Origin of the sequence: Aromatoleum sp., from assembly GCF_032027225.1 — a bacterium.
Lineage (GTDB): Bacteria > Pseudomonadota > Gammaproteobacteria > Burkholderiales > Rhodocyclaceae > Aromatoleum.
On the sequence record NZ_JAVSMM010000005.1, the window covers coordinates 174049 to 195190 of the forward strand.

At 69.1% G+C, this 21142-nt stretch carries 19 protein-coding genes and 1 riboswitch; of the genes, 8 read left to right on the forward strand and 11 right to left on the reverse strand.

The annotated features are described in order from the left end of the window. Window positions 1-12 precede the first annotated feature (12 nt). The gene (locus ROZ37_RS08265) at window positions 13-1608 is read left to right on the forward strand and encodes a LytR C-terminal domain-containing protein (RefSeq protein WP_312658818.1); all 1596 of its coding nucleotides are present in this window, start codon (window positions 13-15) and stop codon (window positions 1606-1608) included. A gap of 251 nt (window positions 1609-1859) precedes the next feature. Here the strand turns inward: ROZ37_RS08265 and ROZ37_RS08270 are convergent, their stop codons facing one another. Further along, a complete protein-coding gene (locus tag ROZ37_RS08270; protein WP_312658819.1) occupies window positions 1860-3536 on the reverse strand; it encodes a cation acetate symporter in 1677 nt (558 codons plus the stop codon). Continuing rightward, window positions 3536-3856 carry a DUF485 domain-containing protein gene (locus tag ROZ37_RS08275; RefSeq protein ID WP_409449943.1) on the reverse strand — a complete coding sequence of 107 codons (321 nt, stop codon included), beginning with the start codon at window positions 3854-3856 and terminating at the stop codon, window positions 3536-3538. Before ROZ37_RS08275 ends, ROZ37_RS08270 begins: the two co-directional genes overlap by 1 nt. A gap of 228 nt (window positions 3857-4084) precedes the next feature. On the opposite strand from ROZ37_RS08275, the gene ROZ37_RS08280 reads away from it, so the two are divergent. After that, window positions 4085-4867, forward strand: a complete 783-nt coding sequence (locus tag ROZ37_RS08280) for an enoyl-CoA hydratase-related protein (protein WP_312658820.1) — start codon at window positions 4085-4087, stop codon at window positions 4865-4867. A 242-nt stretch (window positions 4868-5109) separates the two neighbouring features. Here ROZ37_RS08280 and ROZ37_RS08285 read toward each other — a convergent pair whose 3' ends face one another. Further along, on the reverse strand, window positions 5110-6591 hold the full coding sequence (locus ROZ37_RS08285; RefSeq protein WP_312658821.1) for a cobyric acid synthase: 1482 nt from the start codon (window positions 6589-6591) through the stop codon (window positions 5110-5112). A 55-nt stretch (window positions 6592-6646) separates the two neighbouring features. Here ROZ37_RS08285 and cbiB point away from each other — a divergent pair, with 55 nt between their 5' ends. From cbiB to ROZ37_RS08305, 4 genes are all read left to right on the forward strand, one after another. Continuing rightward, window positions 6647-7573, forward strand: coding sequence for an adenosylcobinamide-phosphate synthase CbiB (cbiB, locus tag ROZ37_RS08290; RefSeq protein WP_312658822.1), 927 nt, complete (start codon window positions 6647-6649; stop codon window positions 7571-7573). Window positions 7574-7657: 84 nt separating this feature from the next. Next, window positions 7658-8668: a threonine-phosphate decarboxylase CobD gene (cobD, locus tag ROZ37_RS08295; protein WP_312658823.1), complete on the forward strand. Its 1011-nt coding sequence runs from the start codon at window positions 7658-7660 to the stop codon at window positions 8666-8668. Window positions 8669-8772: 104 nt separating this feature from the next. Next, a complete protein-coding gene (locus ROZ37_RS08300) occupies window positions 8773-9819 on the forward strand; it encodes a TIGR01212 family radical SAM protein (RefSeq protein ID WP_312658824.1) in 1047 nt (348 codons plus the stop codon). 24 nt (window positions 9820-9843) lie between these two features. Continuing rightward, entirely contained in the window at window positions 9844-10764 is a 921-nt protein-coding gene (locus tag ROZ37_RS08305; protein ID WP_312658825.1) for a cobalamin-binding protein, read from the forward strand. Window positions 10765-10865: 101 nt separating this feature from the next. Here ROZ37_RS08305 and ROZ37_RS08310 read toward each other — a convergent pair whose 3' ends face one another. Further along, window positions 10866-11360 carry a cytochrome P460 family protein gene (locus tag ROZ37_RS08310; protein WP_312658826.1) on the reverse strand — a complete coding sequence of 165 codons (495 nt, stop codon included), beginning with the start codon at window positions 11358-11360 and terminating at the stop codon, window positions 10866-10868. A gap of 177 nt (window positions 11361-11537) precedes the next feature. Beyond that, a riboswitch (S-adenosyl-L-homocysteine riboswitch) is annotated at window positions 11538-11602 on the forward strand. Window positions 11603-11676: 74 nt separating this feature from the next. Here ROZ37_RS08310 and ahcY point away from each other — a divergent pair. Both ahcY and metF read left to right on the forward strand, forming a co-directional pair. Continuing rightward, window positions 11677-13101: an adenosylhomocysteinase gene (ahcY, locus tag ROZ37_RS08315; RefSeq protein ID WP_312658827.1), complete on the forward strand. Its 1425-nt coding sequence runs from the start codon at window positions 11677-11679 to the stop codon at window positions 13099-13101. Between the two features lie 11 nt (window positions 13102-13112). Further along, window positions 13113-13946, forward strand: coding sequence for a methylenetetrahydrofolate reductase [NAD(P)H] (gene metF / locus ROZ37_RS08320; RefSeq protein ID WP_312658828.1), 834 nt, complete (start codon window positions 13113-13115; stop codon window positions 13944-13946). A 22-nt stretch (window positions 13947-13968) separates the two neighbouring features. Here the strand turns inward: metF and ROZ37_RS08325 are convergent, their stop codons facing one another. From ROZ37_RS08325 to ROZ37_RS08355, 7 genes are all read right to left on the reverse strand, one after another. After that, window positions 13969-14265, reverse strand: coding sequence for a hypothetical protein (locus tag ROZ37_RS08325; RefSeq protein ID WP_312658829.1), 297 nt, complete (start codon window positions 14263-14265; stop codon window positions 13969-13971). A 72-nt stretch (window positions 14266-14337) separates the two neighbouring features. Beyond that, window positions 14338-15231, reverse strand: coding sequence for a DMT family transporter (locus ROZ37_RS08330; protein WP_312658830.1), 894 nt, complete (start codon window positions 15229-15231; stop codon window positions 14338-14340). A gap of 58 nt (window positions 15232-15289) precedes the next feature. Beyond that, entirely contained in the window at window positions 15290-16810 is a 1521-nt protein-coding gene (locus tag ROZ37_RS08335) for a helicase HerA-like domain-containing protein (RefSeq protein ID WP_312658832.1), read from the reverse strand. Between the two features lie 115 nt (window positions 16811-16925). Continuing rightward, the gene (locus tag ROZ37_RS08340) at window positions 16926-17180 is read right to left on the reverse strand and encodes a hypothetical protein (RefSeq protein ID WP_312658833.1); all 255 of its coding nucleotides are present in this window, start codon (window positions 17178-17180) and stop codon (window positions 16926-16928) included. 214 nt (window positions 17181-17394) lie between these two features. Next, the gene (locus ROZ37_RS08345) at window positions 17395-18603 is read right to left on the reverse strand and encodes a 3-oxoadipyl-CoA thiolase (RefSeq protein ID WP_312658834.1); all 1209 of its coding nucleotides are present in this window, start codon (window positions 18601-18603) and stop codon (window positions 17395-17397) included. 157 nt (window positions 18604-18760) lie between these two features. Beyond that, window positions 18761-20281 (reverse strand): 3-hydroxyacyl-CoA dehydrogenase, encoded by a 1521-nt coding sequence (locus ROZ37_RS08350; protein ID WP_312658835.1) that lies wholly within the window; start codon window positions 20279-20281, stop codon window positions 18761-18763. A 1-nt stretch (window position 20282) separates the two neighbouring features. Then, window positions 20283-21053 carry an enoyl-CoA hydratase gene (locus ROZ37_RS08355; RefSeq protein WP_312658836.1) on the reverse strand — a complete coding sequence of 257 codons (771 nt, stop codon included), beginning with the start codon at window positions 21051-21053 and terminating at the stop codon, window positions 20283-20285. Between the last annotated feature and the right edge of the window lie 89 nt (window positions 21054-21142).

Sequence of the window (21142 nt, forward strand, 5' to 3'; positions counted from 1 at the left end):
GAGGAGAAGACAATGAGAACAACCGTACTCGCGCTCAAACCCGTGCTCGCCGCGCTCATGCTCGGCGCCTGCAGCACGAATCCGGTGCTGCCCGAGAACGCGTGGAAGATCGCGCCGGTGCAGAAAGTGCGCCACGGCGGATCGAACGCCGCCGGCCACTTCGCGCTCGGTCGCTACCGCGAAGGCCAGGGCGCATACGAACAGGCGATCACCGCGTACCGGAAAGCGCTCGACGCGGATCCGAAATATGCGCCGGCGTGGAACGCGGTCGGCACGCTGCAGGCGCAGCTTGGCCGATTCGACGACGGCCTCGCCGCACTCGAACGCGCGGTGCAGCTTCAACCGTCCGCGAGCCACCTGCACAACAACCTCGGCTATGCGTTGCTGCTGGCGGGACGCGCGGAACCCGCGGTCGGGTCGTTACGGCGGGCGGTCGAACTCGACGCGGGCAATCAACGCGCGTGGCGCAATCTCGCGGAGGCGAGCCGGCAGACCGGCGCAGTCGAAGAGGCCGCATTCGCGGACGCGCGGGCGGAAGGGCGGGCGACGACAGCCGGGTACGACGCGGGCCGGCCGTTCGGCGGCGAACGACGCGACGCGCTTGCCGGCGCCCAAGCCGCTTCCGCGCCAGCAGTCTCCGCCGCCCGGCCCGGGCAGTCCGTGACGTCTGCCGCCTCCGTGCGGCCGGAAGCCGTCATGTCACCTTCTGCCCCTGTTGTGCAGGAAGCCGCTATGTCACCGACCTCCGACAGTCGGCAGGGAACGAAAACCCCACGGCTGTTCGCTGCTTCGGCGCCCGCGTCGGGCGAGACGTCGCGCGTCGAGATCGTGAAGATTGCGGAGAACGTGTTCGAGCTGCGCAACGGACCCGCCACACGCGCTGACACCGCCGCCGCCGCAGCCGCGATCGTCACTTCGACGACACGTCCGACCTCGACCTCGACCTCGACCTCGACCGCCGCGACGGTGACACCGATCCGTTCGTCGAGGCCGGAAACCATCGCTGCGGCGCCCGCGCCGGTTGCGGCCCGCACCACGCCTACTTCGGGGGACGCCGAGCCGGCTTCGTCCGCCGCGCGTGCTTCGTGGAACGCACCTGCTTCGTCGGCCGTGCCCCCTTCCTCGGCCGTGCGTGCCTCCTCGGTCGCACCCGCTTCGTCAGCCGCACCCGCTTCGTCGGGCGCACCCGCTTCCTCGGCCGCACCTGCCTCCGCCGCAGCCTCGTCGCCCACCGCCCGGTCGTCCCGCCCCGCACGCTATGAAATCGCGAACGGCCACGGCGGCGAAGGACTCGCCCGCCGACTCGCCGGCCTCCTTGCCGCGGAAGGCTTCGCCCGCCCGCGCCTGACGAACCACGTGCCCTACAACCAGCCCGCGTCGTACGTCGCCTATCGCGACGGCTACCGCGACGAAGCCGAAGCCTTCGCCGCGCGCCTCCCGTTCCGCCCGCAAGTGCTTCCGAGCCCGTCGAAAGGACTCGCAGTCGACGTCCGGCTGCTGCTCGGCCGCGACCTGACCACGAGCTCGGCGTGCGCAGTCCTCGCGCTATGTCCAGCAGTCGCAACGAAACCGTCCGCTCCACGATTCATCCGGGTCGACGCCGTGTAGTTAAAAGTAGGTCGGTCCGAGCGCAGCAATGTCGGACGATCAAGCAGAAACCAAACGCGTACGGGCCCGAAGCTCCGCATCGGCCTCCGTCTGCGCGCACGCCTCGCTACGCCGCGGGATCCGCCTGTGAGGCAGACCGAACCGCGCGGCGCGCTCGCGTCCTTGCAAAAAAACAACCCCCGCCCGGGATCCCGGAGCGGGGGTTGCGATTGCCGCGCCCGAAGGCGCGGCGAGTTTCAGCTGCTGCCGACTCAGTGCGCCGCGGCGGTGGCGGCGCCGACGCCGGTCTGCGCACGCACGTACTGGTCCTCGAATGCCTCGATTTCCTTTTTCGCGGCAGCGCTCGTGTCGAGCTTCGACACGATGATCGCCAGCAGGAACGCGATCGGCATCGAGAACAGCGCCGGCTGCGTGTAGGGGAAGATCGCCTCCGCGTTGTGCAGCACGTCGACCCACACCGACTTCGACAGGACGACGAACATCACCGCGCTGACGAGACCGGAGTAGCCGCCCCACAGTGCGCCGCGGGTCGTCAGACCTTTCCAGTACATCGACAAAATCAGCACCGGGAAATTGGCCGAGGCGGCGACGCCGAAGGCGAGCGCGACCATGAACGCGATGTTCATCTTCTCGAACGCGATGCCGAGCAGGACCGCGACGATGCCGAGGCCGATGGTGGCGAACTTCGACACCTTCAGCTCGGTCGTCTCCGACGCCTTGCCCTTCATGATCACGCGCGAGTAGATGTCGTGCGAGATCGCGGACGCGCCGGCCAGCGCGAGGCCGGCCACGACCGCGAGGATCGTCGCGAACGCGACCGCCGACAGGAAGCCGAGCAGCAGGTTGCCGCCGACCGCGTTGGCGAGGTGCATCGCGATCATGTTGCCGCCGCCGATGACCTTGCCGCCGATCTCGCCGCCTTCGAAGAACTGCGGGTTGGTGCCGACGATCAGGATCGCGCACAGGCCCATCAGCGCAATGACGTTGAAGAAGTACGCGACGATGCCCGATGCGTAGAGCACCGACTTGCGCGCTTCCTTGGCGTCGGTGACGGTGAAGAAGCGCATCAGGATGTGCGGCAGGCCGGCGGTACCGAACATCAGGCCGAGGCCGAGCGAGATCGCGGTGACCGGGTCGGCGAGCAGGCTGCCCGGCGCGAGCAGCTTGTCGCCGAGCTTGTGCACTTCCATCGCGCGCGTCGTCAGCTCGTCGAAGCTGAAGCCGAACTGGCTGAACGCGAGCAGCATCACGGCGGTGCCGCCAATCAGCAGCATGCACGCCTTGATGATCTGCACCCAGGTCGTCGCGACCATGCCGCCGAACGTCACGTAGACCATCATCAGCGCGCCGACGACGAACAGCGCCACGACGTAGTCGAGGCCGAACAGCAGCTTGATCAGCTGGCCGGCGCCGACCATTTGCGCGACGAGGTAGAAGCAGACGACGGTCAGCGAGCTCACCGCGGCCATCGTGCGCACCTTGCCCTGGTCGAGGCGGTATGCGGTGATGTCGGCGAACGTGAACTTGCCGAGGTTGCGCAGGCGTTCGGCCATCAGGAACAGGATGATCGGCCAGCCGACGAAGAACGCGATCATGTAGATGTACGCGTCGACGCCCTGCGTGTACATCATCGCGGTGAGGCCGAGCAGCGTCGCAGCCGACATGTAGTCACCGGCGATCGCGAGGCCGTTCTGCCAGCCGGTGATGCCTCCGCCAGCGGTGTAGAAATCCGCGGTCGACTTGGTGCGGCTCGCGGCCCAGTAGGTGATGCCGAGCGTCATCAGCACGAACACGAAGAACATGCCGATCGCGTGCAGATTGAGCGATTGCTTCTCAGTCTGCGCAATCGCATCGCCGGCGACCGCGGTGGCGGCGACCGACAACGCGAGGAGGCCCATGGCCAGGCGGGGAAGGACGTTGGCTTTCATTATTTTTCGTCCTTCCACGCGGCACGCACGATTTCGTTGTTGATGTCGTCGAACTCGCCGTTGGCGCGGCGGACATAGACGAGCGTCAGCACCCAGAAGAACACGAACTGGAACAGACCGGCGGCGATGCCGAAGGTCATGTTGCTGCCTTCGGAAAGACGCATCCCGATCAGGCCCGGCGCGAACGCCACCAGCAACACGAAGCCGTAGAAAAGGACGAGCACGACGATCGACAGGATCGTTGCGAACTTCGTCCGCTTTTCCACCAACTCCGCAAAACGCGGATTGCGCCTGATATGCGCATACATTGAACTTGACACTCTCACCCCTCCTAGAAAAGCAACACTCGAGCGTCGCTCCACCTTCCTCCTGAATCTCCGCCCAGCCGTCTGACGCGGCCATTGCGGCGCGGCGGATGATATATCATCTAGCGGACTCCATACCATACGGTATGGAGGCTTTTCCCGGGCGAATAGAATAATTTGATTCGCCAAAGTTTTTTACGAAAAAACAGGTATCTACGGAACGTCTTTTTGAGAAATCCCGGTATGAACGGCGAAATCCTCTTCTCCCGCGAGGGCGCGATCGCGACCCTGCAGCTATCCAATCCGGACAAGCTCAATGCCATCGATTCGGCGATGTGGACGGCGCTGCGCGAAGCGCTCGACCGCGTCGCGGCCGACGCGTCGCTGCGCTGCCTGATCCTGCGCGGCGCCGGCGACAAGGCGTTCGCCGCCGGCGGCGACATCGAGGAATTCCTCACCGTGCGCGCAACCGTCGACGACGCGCTGCACTATCACGACGAGCTCGTCGCCACCGCGCTCGACGCGATCCGGGCGTGTCCGATACCGACCGTTGCCGCGATCCACGGCGCATGCGTCGGCGGCGGACTCGAGATCGCCGGCTGCTGCGACCTGCGCATCGCCGGCGCGTCCTCGCGCTTCGGCGCGCCAATCAACCGGCTCGGTTTTTCGATGTACCCGGGGGAGATGGCGGGTTTGCTCGCGCTCGTCGGCCCCGCGACGCTGCTCGAGATCCTGCTCGAAGGCCGCATCCTGACTGCACAGGAGGCCTTGCAGAAGGGCTTGCTGACCCGGATCGTCGACGACGAAAAGGTCATCGACGAGGCCCTCGCCAGCGCCGAGCGCATCGCCGCGGGCGCGCCGCTCGTCGCGCGCTGGCACAAGCAGTGGGTGCGCCGGCTGATGCAGGGCGAACCGCTGACGGTCGCGGAAAAGCGCGATGCGTTCGCCTTCCTCGACACCGCGGATTACCGCGAAGGACTCGACGCGTTCTTCGCCAAACGCAAGCCGCAGTTCACCGGCCGCTGAGCGGTGCCGGCGGAGTCAAATGGGACGGATGCGCCGTAGGCGTTGTCCGGCGATGAGCGCGCCGTGCGCGGGCGCCGGCCATGCGGCCGAAGGCGCCGCGCTTTTTCCGCCCTATGAATCCTGACCTACCGGTTCCCGCGAGGCGGATTAGCCGAAGGCGTTATCCGCCGGTCGGTACGTCAGGACGTGCGCGAGAGGTCGGCCATGCGGCGGAAGACTTGCGCTTTTCGGCCCTACGGTTGCTACGGCTGCGCGCTGCCGCCGCCCCACTCCGCGGGAAACAGTCGAGCGAGGTCGAGATGCCGTTCGATCGCGTCGGCGAGCCGGTCGAGGTCGGCTTCGCGGCGGGCGGCGAGGTCGACGGTCTCGACGTCGCCGGCGCCGGCCCATGCGAGCAGCGCGGACAGCGCGGCGGGCGTGTCGAAGAGGCCGTGCAGATAAGTGCCGAGGATCTGGCCGTCGTCGGACAGCGCGCCGTCGCCGCGCCCATCGGCGAACCGCAGCGCGGGCCGGTCGAGCGCCGCGCCGCGGCTCACGCCCATGTGGATCTCGTAACCTGCCGCAGCCGGGGCGCCAGGCAAAGCCAGCGTGCCGCGCGTGTTTTCGAGGCACTTTTCCGCTTCGAGCGTCGTTTCCATTTCCAGCAGGCCGAGCCCCGACGTGCTGCCGTCGCCGCCTTCGAGCCCGAGCGGGTCGTGCAGCCGCGTGCCGAGCATCTGGAAGCCGCCGCAGATGCCGACGAGCTTGCCGCCGTAGCGCAGGTGTCGCCGGATCGCCGCATCCCAGCCTTGCGCGCGCAGCCACGCGAGGTCGGCCTGCACGCTCTTCGAGCCGGGCAGCACGATCAGGTCGGCCGGCGGCAGCGCCTGGCCGGGGCCGACCCAGCGGAAATCGACCTGCGGATGCAGCCGCAGCGCGTCGAGGTCGGTGTGGTTCGAGATGCGCGGATAGACCGGTGCAACGACGACGAGCCGCGCATCGCCCTTGTCCGCGCGCGCGTCGGCAAGTCCGTCCTCGGCATCGAGGAAAAGTCCGTGCAGGTAGGGCAGCACGCCGAACACCGGTCGGCCGGTGCGCTCCTCGAGCCAGTCGAGGCCCGGCTGCAGCAGGCCGAGATCGCCGCGGAAGCGATTGATGACGAAGCCTTTCACGCGCGCGCGCTCGGATGGCGACAGCAGCTCGAGCGTGCCGACGAGGTGCGCGAAGACGCCGCCGCGGTCGATGTCGGCGACGAGGATCACGGGCACGTCCGCGGCTTCCGCGAAGCCCATGTTCGCGATGTCGCGATCGCGCAGGTTGATCTCGGCCGGGCTGCCGGCGCCTTCGACGAGCACGCATTCGTACGCGGCGAGCAGCCGGTTCCACGAGGCCATCACCGCGGCCATCGCGGTCGGCTTGTAGGCGTGGTAGTCGCGCGCCGACAGGTTCGCGGCGACCTTGCCGTGGATGACGACTTGCGCGCCGATGTCGGTCGCCGGCTTCAGCAGCACCGGGTTGAAGTCGGTGTGCGGCTCGAGGCCGGCCGCGAGCGCCTGCAGCGCCTGCGCGCGGCCGATCTCGCCGCCGTCGACGGTCACCGCGGAGTTCAGCGCCATGTTCTGCGGCTTGAACGGCGCGACGCGCACGCCGCGCCGCGCGAGCAGCCGCGCGAGCCCCGCGACGAGCGTGCTTTTCCCGGCATCCGAGGTCGTCCCCTGAACCATCAGGGCGGCAGCGTTTGGCATGACGTAAAATCCCGGCTCTTTCAAAGCGGCGGATTATCGCCGATAAGCCTCGCCGATGATTTCGCTGCTGATCAAACTTGCCGCCGGCATTCTCGCCGATCGCCTCCTCGGCGAGCCGCGGCGCTTCCACCCGCTCGTCGGTTTCGGCCGTTGGGCGGCCCGGCTCGAAGCGCCGGCGCGACGCCTGCTGCCGGCGCGTGCGGCGGGCTTGCTCGCGTGGCTGGTCGCGGTCGCGCCCTGGGTCGCGCTCGCGCTCGTCGCACGCGGGCTGCATCCGGCCGCGCAATGGGCGGTCGACATCGGCCTGCTGTATTTCGCGCTCGGCGCGCGCAGCCTCGCGGACCATGCCGAAGCGATCGCGGCACCGCTCGCCGCGGGCGACCTCGCCGCCGCGCGCGAGCATGTCGGCCGCATCGTCAGCCGCGACACCCGCGCGCTCGACGCCACCGGCGTCGCGAAGGCCGGCACCGAGTCGGTGCTCGAGAACGGCAACGACGCCGTGTTCGGCGCGCTGTTCTGGTTCTGCGTCGCCGGCGGGTCCGGAGCGCTGCTGTTCCGGCTCGCGAACACGCTCGACGCGATGTGGGGCTACCGCAACGAGCGCTTCATCCGCTTCGGCTGGGCCGCGGCGCGCCTCGACGACGCGTTGAACTGGGTGCCGGCGCGGCTGACGGCGCTGACCTATGCCGTCCTCGGCCGCACCCGCTCGGCGCTCGCGTGCTGGCGCGAGCAGGCGCCGACCTGGGACAGCCCGAACGCCGGCCCGGTGATGGCGGCGGGCGCCGGCGCGCTCGCCGTGCAGCTCGGCGGCGCGGCGATCTACCACGGCCGGGAAGAGCAGCGTCCGCCGCTCGGCTGCGGCGCGCCGGCCGACGCGCAAAGCGTGCGCCGCGCAGTGACGCTCGTGCGCCACGGGATGCTGCTGTGGCTCGGCGTCGTCGCGGCCGCGGCGCTCGCCGCTTCGCTCGCGGAGCTGGGCTGATGCCTTGTCCCGACGACACGGGCCGCCAAAATCCCGCTTCGGCCGCGCGGCCCGCGCGCGGCATTGCCTTCCCGGAGGACCACGATGCTTGAACACGGCGGACGCCTGCGCCGCGCCGCCGAGCGCTACCGCATTCCGCTCGCGGACTGGCTGGACCTGTCGACCGGCATCAATCCGCGCGGCTACCCGATCCCGGCAATTCCGTCCGAAGCCTGGCAGCGTCTGCCCGAAGACGACGACGGGCTCGAGGTCGCCGCCGCGCGCTATTACGGCAGCGACGAGCTGCTCGCGGTCGCCGGTTCGCAGGCCGCGATCCAGGCCCTGCCGGCGCTGATTGCGGGCGATCGCGTCACCGTGCTCGCGCCGACCTACGCCGAACACCCGCACGCGTGGCGCGGCCGCCCGGTGCGCGCGTGCGCGGAGGACGACATCGACCGCGCGCTCGCCGATACCGACGTCCTCGTGCTCGTGAACCCGAACAACCCATCGGGCGCGCTGTTCGGGCGGAAACTCCTGCTCGACTGGCACGCGCGGCTCGCGGCACGCGGCGGCTGGCTGGTCGTCGACGAAGCCTTCATCGACGCCGCCCCCGACGAAAGCCTCGCCGCCGACGCCGGCCGCGCGAACCTCGTCGTGCTGCGTTCGCTCGGCAAGTTCTTCGGCCTCGCCGGCGCGCGGGTCGGCTTCGTGTTCGCTCCGGCCGAGCTTCGCCGCGAACTCGGCGACCGTCTCGGACCCTGGCCGATTTGCGGGCCCGCTCGCCATGTCGCGACCGCCGCGCTCGCGGACCAGGAATGGCAACACGAGACGCGCGCACAACTCGCTCGCGACGCCGCCCGGCTCGCCGGATTGCTGCGCGAATCGGGACTCGGCGAGCCGTCGGGCCCGGCGCTGTTCCAGTGGTTGCGCCATCCCCACGCGGCCGCGCTGCAGCACCGCTTCGCGCGCAGGGGCATCCTCGTCCGCGGCTTCGACCAGCCGGCGAGCCTGCGTTTCGGCCTGCCGGGGAACGAGGCGGGATGGACTCGACTCGCGCAGGCACTCGACGAAATCGCTCGCGACCCGACCCGGATCAGCGCCGACGTCGGGGTTTGAACGCCACGTCGGGCGCGTCACCCGGAACCTCGCATCACGAACCGCGGCAAACGGAAACCGCCACGAACCGGCCGAAAGCCGGAAACGGAACAGCTTCACCACCGATGCAACTCGATCTTCACGTCAATACGATCGGCCAACATCTGAAGCATCGCTTCGGCGAGCGGGTGCATAAGCTCCCGCTGCACGGCGACTTCACCTGCCCGAACCGCGACGGCACGCTCGGCCGTGGCGGCTGCAGCTTTTGCAACGTGCGCTCGTTCAACCGCACGTCGCCCGAACCGATCGCGCTCCAACTCGCCGCGGGCCGCGCGAAGATGGACCGCGCGCGGCGCTATCTCGCGTACTTCCAGGCTTACACGAGCACCTACGCCGAGGTCGAGACGCTGCAACGGCTGTATGAGCAGGCACTCGCCGGTGCCGACGTCGTCGGGCTGTGCGTCGGCACGCGGCCGGACTGCGTGCCCGACGCGGTGCTCGACCTCCTCGCCGGCTACCGCGAGCGCGGCTTCGAAGTGTGGCTCGAACTCGGGCTGCAGAGCGCGTTCGACGACACGCTCGACCGCATCAATCGCGGACATGGCTTTGCCGCGTACGCGGACGCCGTGCAGCGCGCCCATGCCCGAAACATCCCGGTATGCACGCACCTGATCGTCGGCCTCCCCGGCGAAGCGCCGGCGGCGAGCCTCGTCACGCTCGGGCGCGTGCTCGACCTCGGCGTCGCCGGACTGAAGCTGCACCCGCTGATGATCGTCCGCGGCAGCCGGCTCGCGAGCGCGTGGCGACGCGGGGACGTGAGCCCACCGGACCTCGAAACGTATGCCGAGCTCGCGGCCGCGATGATTCGCCGCACGCCGGCCTCGGTCGTCTATCACCGCGTCTCCGCGACCGCGAACGCTCCGACGCTGCTCGCGCCGGCGTGGTGCGCGGGACGATTCGACGCAATCCACGCGATCGCGCGAAGACTCGCGACGGGCGGCGGACAGGGCTGCGAGACCGCCGAGCCTTACCTCCCACCCGCCGCACCCACGACTGCCGACGTCCCGCTGCCCACCACCGCGACGCCAGGCCCGGACGCGTTGCCCGCCCGCATCCCGCTGGCGCGCTTCGAGCCCGGCGGGATGTCCGCCCGCAGCGCCGATTCCGCCTGACCACCCGACCGAAGGTCCTCCCCGATGCCCTTGCCGAAGCTCTTTCCCTTTGCCGCCGTGCTCGCCACGGCCGTCGTCGCGACGCCGCTGCATGCCGAACTCGCCGTCGTGGACGACGCCGGCCGGAAAGTCCGCCTCGCGCGTCCCGCGCAGCGCATCGTCAGCCTCGCGCCACACGTCACCGAGCTATTGTTCGCGGCCGGCGCCGGCGCGCAGGTCGTCGGCGCGGTCGCCTACAGCGACTACCCGGAAGTAGCCCGCAAGCTGCCGCGCGTCGGCGGCTACGGCAACATCGACATGGAGGCCGTCGCCGCGCTGAAACCCGACCTCGTGATCGCGTGGAAAACCGGCAATCGCGACGCGCACCTCGACAAGCTCGCCGCGCTCGGTATTCCGGTCTATGTGAACGAGCCGCGCAGCTTCGACGACGTCGCGCGCAGCCTGGAAAGCCTGGGGGTGCTCGCCGGCACCGAGCGCGCCGCCCGCAGCGCCGCCGACGCTTTCCGCGCGCGGCGCGACGAGCTCGCGCGGCGTTACGGCGCTCGCCCGCGTGTACGGATGTTCTACCAGATCTGGGACAAGCCGCTGATGACCATCAACGACGAACACCTGATTTCGGACGCGATCCGGCTGTGCGGCGGCGAGAACGTGTTCGGTGCGTTGCCGCAGCTCGCGCCGACGATCGGCGTCGAGGGCGTGCTCGCGGCCGACCCCGAAGTGATCGTCGCCAGCGGCATGGGCGAAGCCCGCCCCGACTGGCTCGACCAGTGGAAACGCTGGCCGAAGCTCGCCGCGGTGGCCAGCGACAATCTCTACTTCATCCCGCCCGAACTCATCCAGCGCCACACACCCCGGCTTCTCGACGGCACCGCGCAACTGTGTGGCTTCCTCGACGAAGCGCGCGCGAAGCGGCGCCCCGGGTCGCGCGACGCGAAATCCGGATAAGCGGCGCGGAAGACGGAGCGCTCGCGCGCCAAGCTGCTCGCGCGAGCGGCCGGACTACCGAACGAGGTGAAACGCTCCGCTCGCGTGCGGTCCGGCGCGGGTCACTCCGGCACTTTCACCGGATGCGTGAAAACGTAATCGCGGTCCTTCACCGGCGTATGGCAGCCGAGGCATTCCTGCACGAAATTCGCGTCCTTGCCGTAAGGCTTCAGCTCCATCCCGACCCAGCGCGCGTAACCCCAGCCACCGGTCGAGGCGTATTTCTCGGCGCCCTTCGTCATGAACTCCACATGCACCAGGTCGCCCGGTATCGCGGCCGTTTCCCAGCGATCGTGCTTGACCGCCTTCCAGACGAGCTTCGCGAAAGTCGTGCCGTCGGGCCACGGATTCGTCTTGCCTTCGCGCGCCGCCTTCTGCGCGACATCGTTGCCGAGCACCGCGCGCAAGGTATCGTTGTCCGATCGGTAATGCACCGCGAGCACCGGCCAGTCACGGTAGCCTTCGGGCATCGTGATGCCGTTCGGCGCCGGCTCGGCGGCGAGCGAGTTTGCGGAAGCGGCGAGCGCGCCGGCGAGGGTCAGGACATATCTGAGCATCGGAACTCCTTGTCGCAGAGTTTGCGTGGCCGGCGTCGCGGACCGCGGGCCGTTATCGCGGTTGGGGATCTTCAGGATCCACGCGCTTGTCTCGTTTTTAAATTCAATTCGTCTCGTTTTATGTCACATCGCGCAACGAATCGCTTGCCGCGGTAGCTGCCGAGGTTATAATCGCCGCCTGCCGAGGAGCGCTGCGAGACTTCCGTCCCAGGCTCGGCCCTACAAAACCGCGCTCACCTTAACCCGTGCCGGGCACGGGGTGACAAGGTGAGCCCACCGCAGCACCCCTTCCCGGCCACACGTTCAAGGAACGCTCATGAACTCTGTGGCTGACAAATTCACCGACTACGTCATCGCCGACCTCGCACTCGCCGACTGGGGCCGCAAGGAAATCCGCATCGCCGAAACCGAGATGCCCGGCCTGATGGCGATCCGCGAGGAATTCGCGGCGGCGCAGCCGTTGCGCGGCGCGCGCATCACGGGCTCGCTGCACATGACGATCCAGACCGCGGTGCTGATCGAGACGTTGACCGCGCTCGGCGCCGAAGTGCGCTGGGCGTCGTGCAATATCTTCTCGACGCAGGACCACGCCGCGGCGGCGATCGCGGCGTCGGGCGTGCCGGTGTTCGCGGTCAAGGGCGAGTCGCTCGCCGACTACTGGGACTACACGCACCGGATCTTCGAATGGCCGGCGTCGAACGGCGCGGCCGTCTACAGCAACATGATCCTCGACGACGGCGGCGACGCGACGCTGCTGCTGCACCTCGGCGCCCGCGCCGAGAAGGACCTCGGCGTGCTGGCGAACCCCGGCTCGGAGGAGGAGCGCATCCTCTTCGCCGCGATCAAGGCGAAGCTCGCGACGGACCCGGCGTGGTACTCGGTGCGGCTCGCCGCGATCAAGGGCGTCACCGAGGAGACGACGACCGGCGTGCATCGCCTGTACCAGATGCACGAGCGTGGCGAGCTGAAGTTCCCGGCGATCAACGTCAACGATTCGGTCACGAAGTCGAAGTTCGACAACCTGTACGGCTGCCGCGAGTCGCTCGTCGACGGCATCAAGCGTGCGACCGACGTGATGGTCGCGGGCAAGGTTGCGCTCGTCTGCGGCTACGGAGACGTCGGCAAGGGCTCGGCGCAGGCGCTGCGCGCGCTGTCGGCGCAGGTGTGGGTCACCGAGATCGACCCGATCTGCGCGCTGCAGGCGGCGATGGAAGGCTACCGCGTCGTGACGATGGACTACGCCGCCGACAAGGCCGACATCTTCGTCACCTGCACCGGCAATTACCACGTGATCACGCACGATCACATGGCGGCGATGAAGGACCAGGCGATCGTCTGCAACATCGGCCACTTCGACAACGAGATCGACGTCGCGTCGATCGAGAAGTATGAGTGGGAAGAGATCAAGCCGCAGGTCGATCACGTGATCTTCCCGAACGGCAAACGCATCATCCTGCTCGCGAAGGGTCGCCTCGTGAACCTCGGCTGCGCGACCGGCCACCCGAGCTACGTGATGAGCTCGTCGTTCGCGAACCAGACAATCGCGCAGATCGAGCTCTACACGCGCACCGCGGACTACCCGGTCGGCGTGTATACGCTGCCGAAGCATCTCGACGAGAAGGTCGCGCGGCTGCAACTGAAGAAGCTCAACGCGCAACTGACCGAGCTGCGCCCGGACCAGGCCGCGTACATCGGCGTGCCGGTCGAAGGGCCGTACAAGTCGGCGCACTACCGCTACTGAGCGAGGGCGCGATGCAGAAACCCGAACTTTCCATCGAGTTCTTCCCGCCGCAGACGCCCGAAGGCGTCGACAAGCTCGCGGCGACGCGCGCGAAGCTCGCGCGGCTCAAACCGTCGTTCTTCTCGGTGACTTACGGCGCCGGCGGCTCGACGCGCGAGCGCACGTTCGCGACGGTCAAGGAGATCGCCGCCGACGGCTTCGAGGCCGCGCCGCACCTGTCGTGCATCGGCTCGACGCGCGCCGGCATCCGCGAAATCCTCGACGACTACGCCGCCGCCGGCATCCGCCGCATCGTCGCTTTGCGCGGCGACCTGCCGTCGGGCGTCGGCGACCCGGGAGAATTCCGCTTCGCCAACGAGCTCGTCGAATTCATCCGCGCCGAAACCGGCGACCGCTTCCGCATCGAGGTCGCCGCCTACCCCGAATGGCACCCGCAGGCGAAGAGCCCGAAGGACGACCTCGCGGCGTTCAAGCGCAAGGCCGACGCCGGCGCCGACTCGGCGATCACGCAGTACTTCTACAACCCCGACGCGTACCTGCATTTCGTCGACGAAGTGCGCGCGCTGGGCGTCGACATCCCGATCGTCCCCGGCATCATGCCGATCGCGAGCTTCTCGAAACTCGCGCGCTTCTCCGACGCCTGCGGTGCGGAGATCCCGCGCTGGATGCGCAGGAAATTCGAGGCCTACGGCGACGACGCGGAGTCGATCCGCGCGTTCGGCCTCGACGTCGTCACCAGCCTGTGCGAGCGCCTGCTCGCCGCCGGCGCGCCCGGACTGCATTTCTACAGCATGAACCAGGCCGGCCTGACGACGTCGATCTGCGAGCGCCTGAAGCTCGGCTGACTCGACCCGCGGCGGACACGACTCACCCGAGCCCGTGCCGCCGCATCCAGGCGCGGAAATCCGCCTGGCCGGCTGCGCTGCGCAAATGGCCCAGGTGGAGGACCATGTTCTCGACCATCGTGTGCGCGGCGATCGCGGCCATGATCTCGAGCCTCGCCTCGGCCGTCAGACCATGTTCGGCGAGCTTGCGGTCGAGTTCGCAGAAGTGATTCGCCATCAGGCTGCGCGCTTCGTTCTCGCCTAGCGCGAGGTCGCCGAAATCGAGCCGGTCCTCGGCTTCGATTTCGGCGATCAGCGATACGACGGATTCTGGCGTCATCGGGCACCTCCTTCGCGGGCAACGTCGTCGGATTGGACCGGCGGTCGCCGCCGCGAGTGCCCGAGCGGTCGTTCAGCGTCGCCGCGCCATCACCAGCACGCCGCCGATCACGAGCGCGGCGCCGGCGATCTGCCCCGGGCCGATCGACTCGTCGAGCAGCAGCCAGCCGAGGAAGATCGTCACGACCGGGCCGAGCGTGCCGGTCAGCGACACCGGTCCGGCGCCGAGGCGGCGGATCGCCTCCGACACCAGCCACACCGGCGCGACCGTCGAGAACAGCGCCATCGCGAGCCCGAGCGCGTAGACCTGCCACGGCAGCACCAGCGCCGACAGCGGCCGCAGCACGAGGAACTGCGCGATCGACAACACGCACGCGATCATCGTCGCGAATGCGGTGACGCGCGTCGCGCCGAGCCGCCCGACGACCTGGCCATTGCCCATCAGGTACAGCGCGTACGACAGCGCGCTCGCGAACACCAGCGCGCTGCCGAGGATGACCTGGCCCGCCTCGCCGGTGACGCGCAGATCGTGCCCGAGCGCGAGCCCGATGCCCGCGTAGCACAGCGCGAGCGCGGTGATGGTGCGGCGGTCGATCGGCTTGCCGAGGAAGATCGCCGACAACAGGATCACGACCGTCGGGTACAGGAACAGGATCAGCCGTTCGAGCGCGGCGGTGATGTAGCGCAGGCCGAGAAAGTCGAGGTAGCTCGCGAGGTAGTAGCCGGAAAAGCCGAGCGCCGCCATCCACAGCCAGTCGCCGCCGGTGAGCCGCGACTTCGCGCGCCGGTCCGCGACGACGCCCATCGCGACGAAGAACGGCAGCGACAGGCCCATCCGCAGCGCGAGCAGCGTCTCGGCGTCGACGCCGTAACGGTACGCGAGCTTCACGAGGATCGCCTTGAACGAGAAGCCGATCGCGCCGAGCACCGCGAACAGCAGCCCGACGCTGTTTGTCGCGTGGATCATCGAAGCGAGCGGACCGGGGAACCTCGCCCGAGGACCGGAACGCGGGGTCCGCGCGACCTCAACGTCGGCGCGCGCCGCCGAACAGCGAGCCGAGCACGCCGCGCACGATCTGCCGGCCGACCGAGCTGCCGATCGTGCGCGCGACCGTCTTTGCCGCGATGTCGACGAGGCCGTCGCGCTTGCCGCCGCGCGGTCCGGTCGAGCCGAAGAGGATGTCTCCCATGCCGCCGAGAGCGCCCCCGGCTTCGCCCGCTCCGGCACCCGGTTTCTCCGCGGCTTCCCGTGCCGCATCGGTCGACGCCGCCGCCTTCGCGCGCAGCATCTCGTAGGCCGATTCGCGATCGAGCTGTTTCTCGTAGTGGCCGAACAGCACCGACCCCTGGATCGCCTGGCGGCGCTCGTCGGGCGTCAGCGGCCCGAGCCGCGAGGCCGGCGCGATGACGAAGGCACGCTCGACAACCGTCGGGCGGCCCTTCTCGTCGAGGAAGGACACGAGCGCCTCGCCGACGCCGAGCTCGGCGATTGCGGCGGCGGCGTCGAACGCCGGGTTCGCCCGCATCGTTTCGGCGGCGGTCCTGACCGCCTTCTGGTCGCGCGGCGTGAAGGCGCGCAGCGCGTGCTGCACGCGGTTGCCGAGCTGGCCGAGCACGGTCTCGGGGACGTCGAGCGGGTTCTGCGTGACGAAATAGACGCCAACGCCCTTCGAGCGGATCAGCCGCACAACCTGCTCGACTTTCTCGAGCAGCGCCTTCGGGGCGTCGGTGAACAAGAGGTGCGCCTCGTCGAAGAAGAACACGAGCTTCGGTTTTTCGAGGTCGCCGACTTCGGGCAGTTGCTCGAAGAGCTCGGCGAGCATCCACAGCAGCACCGTCGAGTACAGCTTCGGCGAGTGATAGAGCTTGTCGGCGGCGAGCACGTTGATGACGCCGCGGCCTTCGGCATCGGTCTGCATCAGGTCGGCGAGATCGAGCATCGGCTCGCCGAAGAACTGGTCGGCGCCCTGCTCCTCGAGCGCCAGCAGGCCGCGCTGGATCGCGCCGATCGACGCGGCGGAAACGTTGCCGTACTGCGTGGTGAACGACTTCGCGTTCTCGCCGACGTGCTGCACCATCGCGCGCAGGTCCTTGAGATCGAGCAGCAGCAGGCCCGAGTCGTCGGCGACGCGGAACACAATCTGCAGCACCCCGGCCTGCGTCTCGTTGAGGTTCATCAGCCGCGCGAGGAGCAGCGGCCCCATGTCCGAGACGGTCGCGCGCACCGGGTGGCCGGACTCGCCGAACACGTCCCAGAACACGGGCGTGTTCGCGCGCGGCGTGAACTCGGTGATGCCGATCGCGGCGAGCCGCTGCATCAGCTTGTCCGACGCGACGCCGGCGGCGCCGATGCCGGCGAGGTCGCCCTTGACGTCGGCGAGGAACACCGGCACGCCGATCGCCGCGAAGGATTCGGCCATCTTCTGCAGCGTGACCGTCTTGCCGGTGCCGGTCGCGCCGGTGATCAGGCCGTGCCGGTTCGCGAGGCGCGGCAGCAGCGTGATGTCCTTATCGTGCGTGCGCGCAATCAACAGCGGCTCGGCCATCGCGAAATCCTCCGGGGGTTGGGATGCGCCGGAGTTTAGCAGGATGCCGGAAGGATCAGACGCCGCCCGATCGCGCGACGGCGATGCGGATCGGCGCCACGGCCCTCAGTGGATCTCAACCGCAGCTGCAGCTGCCGCAGCCGCCGCAACCGCCGCGCTGCTTGCGCGTGACGAGGTAGTTCGCGATCTGCTCGCGGTCGTATTCAAATTGCTCCGGCGTCTCGTAGCCGATGCCGGGGCGGTGCTCCTCGCCGTCGACGCGGATCGTCAGCGCATGCATCGCGGTCTCGGCATCATGCACGACCGAGAGGTCGTAGCGGCCGCCGCGGGGGAGCGTGTCGAGCAGGGAGCGGGTGAGGTCGTCGATCATCGTGGGTCCTTGAAATGATGAGGAAAATCGCGGCACGGAAAGACCGTACCAGGAACGCGGATTCTCCGATATCGACGAGGCTCGGGGCTTGTCCGGCGTCAACTCGAAAGCAGCTTTTGGCAGCCCGAGTGCAGCGCCGCACGCAGCCCGACTTGCGGCCGGGCTGCACCCTTCGACGGCGCTCCTCGGCGCCGTCGAAGGAAGCTGCGGATCGTCAGCCCGGGACGCGTTCGATGACGAGTGCGATCCCTTGACCGACGCCGATGCACAGGCTGACGACCGCGTAGCGCCCGTTGCGCCGTTCGAGTTCGCGCGCCGCCGACAGCGCGATGCGTGCGCCCGAAGCGCCCAGCGGGTGGCCGATCGCGATCGCGCCGCCGTTCGGATTGACGCGTGGATCGTCGAACGCGAGGTCGAGCAGCTTCAGGCAACCCAGGACCTGCGGCGCGAACGCCTCGTTGATCTCGATGACGTCGACGTCCTTCAGCGCGATGCCGGCGCGCGCGAGCGCCTTCGGGATCGCATAGGCCGGGCCGACGCCCATGATCCGCGGCTCGACGCCGGCGACCGCACCGGCGAGGATGCGCGCGGCCGGACGCGCCCCGGCCCGTTCACCCGCGGCACGGCTGCCGACGAGCAGCGCGGCCGCGCCGTCGTTGATGCCGGACGCGTTGCCCGCGGTCACGACGCCGTCGGCGAACAGCGTCTTGAGCTTCGCGAGGGATTCGTAGGTCGACTCCGGGCGCGGATGCTCGTCTTCGGCGACGACGCGCGGCGGCGTCTTGCGCCCGGTCGGCACTTCGATCGGCAGGATTTCGCCGGTGTAGAAACCGGCCTCCTTCGCCGCGGCGTACTTCGCCTGCGACGCGGCGGCGAAGCGGTCCGACGCCTCGCGCGTGATGCCGAACTCGGCGGCGACGTTGTCGCCGGTCTCGGGCATCGATTCGTTGCCGTACTGCTCGATCAGGCGGGGATTCGGGAAGCGGGCGCCGATCGTCGAGTCGAACACCTTGAACTCGCGGCTGTACGGCGACTCCGCCTTCGCGACGACGAAGGGCGCGCGGCTCATGCTCTCGACGCCGCCCGCGACGAAGAGCTCGCCCTCGCCGCAGGTCACCGCGCGCGCGGTGTCGAGCACCGCCGCGAGGCCGCTGCCGCACAGCCGGTTGACCGTCTGCCCGCCAACCGTCGGCGGCAGGCCCGCGACCAGCGCCGCGTGGCGCGCGACGTTGCGCGCGTCCTCGCCGGCCTGCGCGGAGCAGCCGAGGACGACGTCCTCGATGTCGGCAGCCGCGAACGGCGAGCGCGCGACGAGTTCGCGAATCACGGTGGCGGCGAGGTCGTCCGGGCGGACCGCGGCGAGTTGGCCGGCGTGGCGGCCGATCGGCGAGCGCAGACCGGCGTAGATGTAGGCGTCGAGCATCGTTTCTCCTTTGGTGTGGTGGGTGTCTTTATCGAATGCAAGCGTTCGCCGCGAGGCTGTCGAACGGCGTCGGCAGGACTTCGGCAGCCCTGTCCCGGGCGTAATCGAAGGGCTCGATCCGAGCGGTGAGAGGTTGCGGAGTCATTGGTTTCGTTCGTCAGTTTTCGGGGGTCAGCAGCGAGACGCCAAGGCGCGCGCGGCGGACGAGCCACGGGCTCGGCCGGTAGCGCGGGTCGCGGTAAAAGTCGTGCAGCCCGTCGAGGATCGCGAGCACGGTCTTGGCGCCGAGCGCGTCGCCCATCGCAAGCGGTCCGCGCGGGTAGCCGAGACCGAGCTTCACCGCGGCGTCAATGTCCTCGGGCGTCGCGATGCGCTGCTGCGCGATGTCGCAGCCGATGTTCACGATCATCGCGACGACGCGCTGCGCGACGAAACCGGCGCTGTCGCGGATCACCGACACCGGCTTCCCGCCGGCGGCAAACGCCGCCCACGCCACGTCGCGCGCCGCCGCCGCGGTCAGCGGGTTGGTCATCAGCGTCAAATGTCCGCCGAGGAAGAGCGGATCGAGCGCGAGCGTGCGCGCCGGGTCGAGCCCTTCGGCGAGCGCCGCGCCGGTCGCGTCGGAGCCGACCGGCAGCACGATGCAGACCGAGTTGTCGGCCGGCCGCCGGCCGCGGTCGACGATCACGCCGTGCGCATCGAGCAGCGCGACCGCGGTCGCGTGAGCCTCGGCATTGCGCGGGCTGATCCACAGCGGCGTCGTCGGTGCAGTCGGCACTTCGGGCGGCGCGATGACTTCGGCGCGGCCGTCGGAATACGTATAGAAGCCGCGCCCGCTCTTGCGGCCGAGCAGGCCGGCGGCGAGACGCTGGCGCGTGATCGGCGACGGCCGGTAGCGCGGCTCCTGGTAATACTGGTCGTAGATCGACTCCATCACCGGATGCGACACGTCGAGACCGGTGAGATCGAGCAGCTCGCACGGCCCCATGCGAAAGTCCGCCGCGCCGCGCAGGATGCGGTCGAGGGTCGCGAAATCGGTGACGCCTTCGCCGAGCACGCGCAGCGCTTCGGTGAGATAGGCGCGGCCGGCGTGATTGACGATGAAGCCCGGCGTGTCCGCGGCGCGCACCGGCGTATGGCCCATGCGGCGCGCGAGCGCGACGAGCGAGTCGCCGGCTGCGCGGTCGCCGCGCACGCCGTCGATGATTTCGACGACCTTCATCAGCGGCACCGGGCTGAAGAAATGGAAGCCGCCGACGCGCTCCGGCCGCCGGCACGCGGCGGCGATCGCGGTCACCGACAGCGACGAGGTGTTCGTCGCGAGCACGCAGTCGTCGCCGACGATGTCCTCGAGGTCGCGGAACAGCGCGCGCTTCGCGTCGAGGTTCTCGACGATCGCCTCGACGACGACATCGCAGCCGGCGAGATCGGGCAGGCTGTCGGCGACGGTAAGTCGTGCCGTCGCCGCCTGCGCGGCCGCGGCGTCGATCTTTCCCTTCGCGGCGAGCTTCGCGAGCATGTCCGCGACCGCGTCGCGCGCTTCGGCCGCCGCTCCTGCGCGACTGTCAAAAAGACGCACCGTGACGCCGCCCTGCACCGCAATCTGCGCGATGCCGCGGCCCATCAGCCCGGTGCCGACGACACCGAGCGTCAGGCCTTCCCGATTCGCGTCGAACATCTCACGCCCCCCGGAAATCGGCCGCGCGCTTGTCGAAGAAGGCCTGCATGCCCTCCTTCTGGTCGCGGCTCGCGAACAGCAGCTGGAACGCCTTGCGCTCGAGCATCAGCGCCGCGTCGAGCGACGCGTCCTGGCCGGCGAGCAGCACTTCCTTGATCTGCATGATCGCGAGCGGCGGCAGCGCGGCGATCTGCGTCGCGAGTTCGAGCGCGCGCGCCTGCACGTCGGCATCCGCGACGACTTCGCTCGCGAGCCCCATCTCGAGCGCGTCGCGGCCGCTCACCGGCTGGCCGGTCAGCACCATCTTCATCGCCTTGAACTTGCCGACCGCGCGGGTGAGCCGCTGCGTGCCGCCGGCGCCCGGCATGATGCCGACCTTGACTTCGGGCTGGCAGAACGACGCGCTCTCGCCGGCCACGATGATGTCGGCGTGCATCGCCAACTCGCAGCCGCCGCCCCACGCGTAGCCGTTGACCGCCGCGATGACCGGCTTCGGGCAGTCCGCGATCGCCTGCCAGAGAAGCTGCGTATTGCGCAGCATCATCTCGATCGCGCCGGCGTCCGCCATCGCGCGCAGGTCGGCGCCGGCGGCGAAGTACTTTTCGCCCCCGGTCAGCACGATCGCGCGCACGTCCGCGTCGCGGCCGAGCGCGACGAAGTGTTCCGCGAGCTGCTGGCGGACTTCCTGATTCAGCGCGTTGCGCGCCTCCGGCCGGTTCAGACGGACAACCGCAACCTGGGGCGCGGGGCGCTCGACGACGACTTCGCTCATCCTTCCTCTCTCCTCTCTGTTTCGCTGTGCGAACTCTTTGTTTGCATTTTTGGAACAACTCCGACGATACTGCGTTTGTCGGCAGCCGT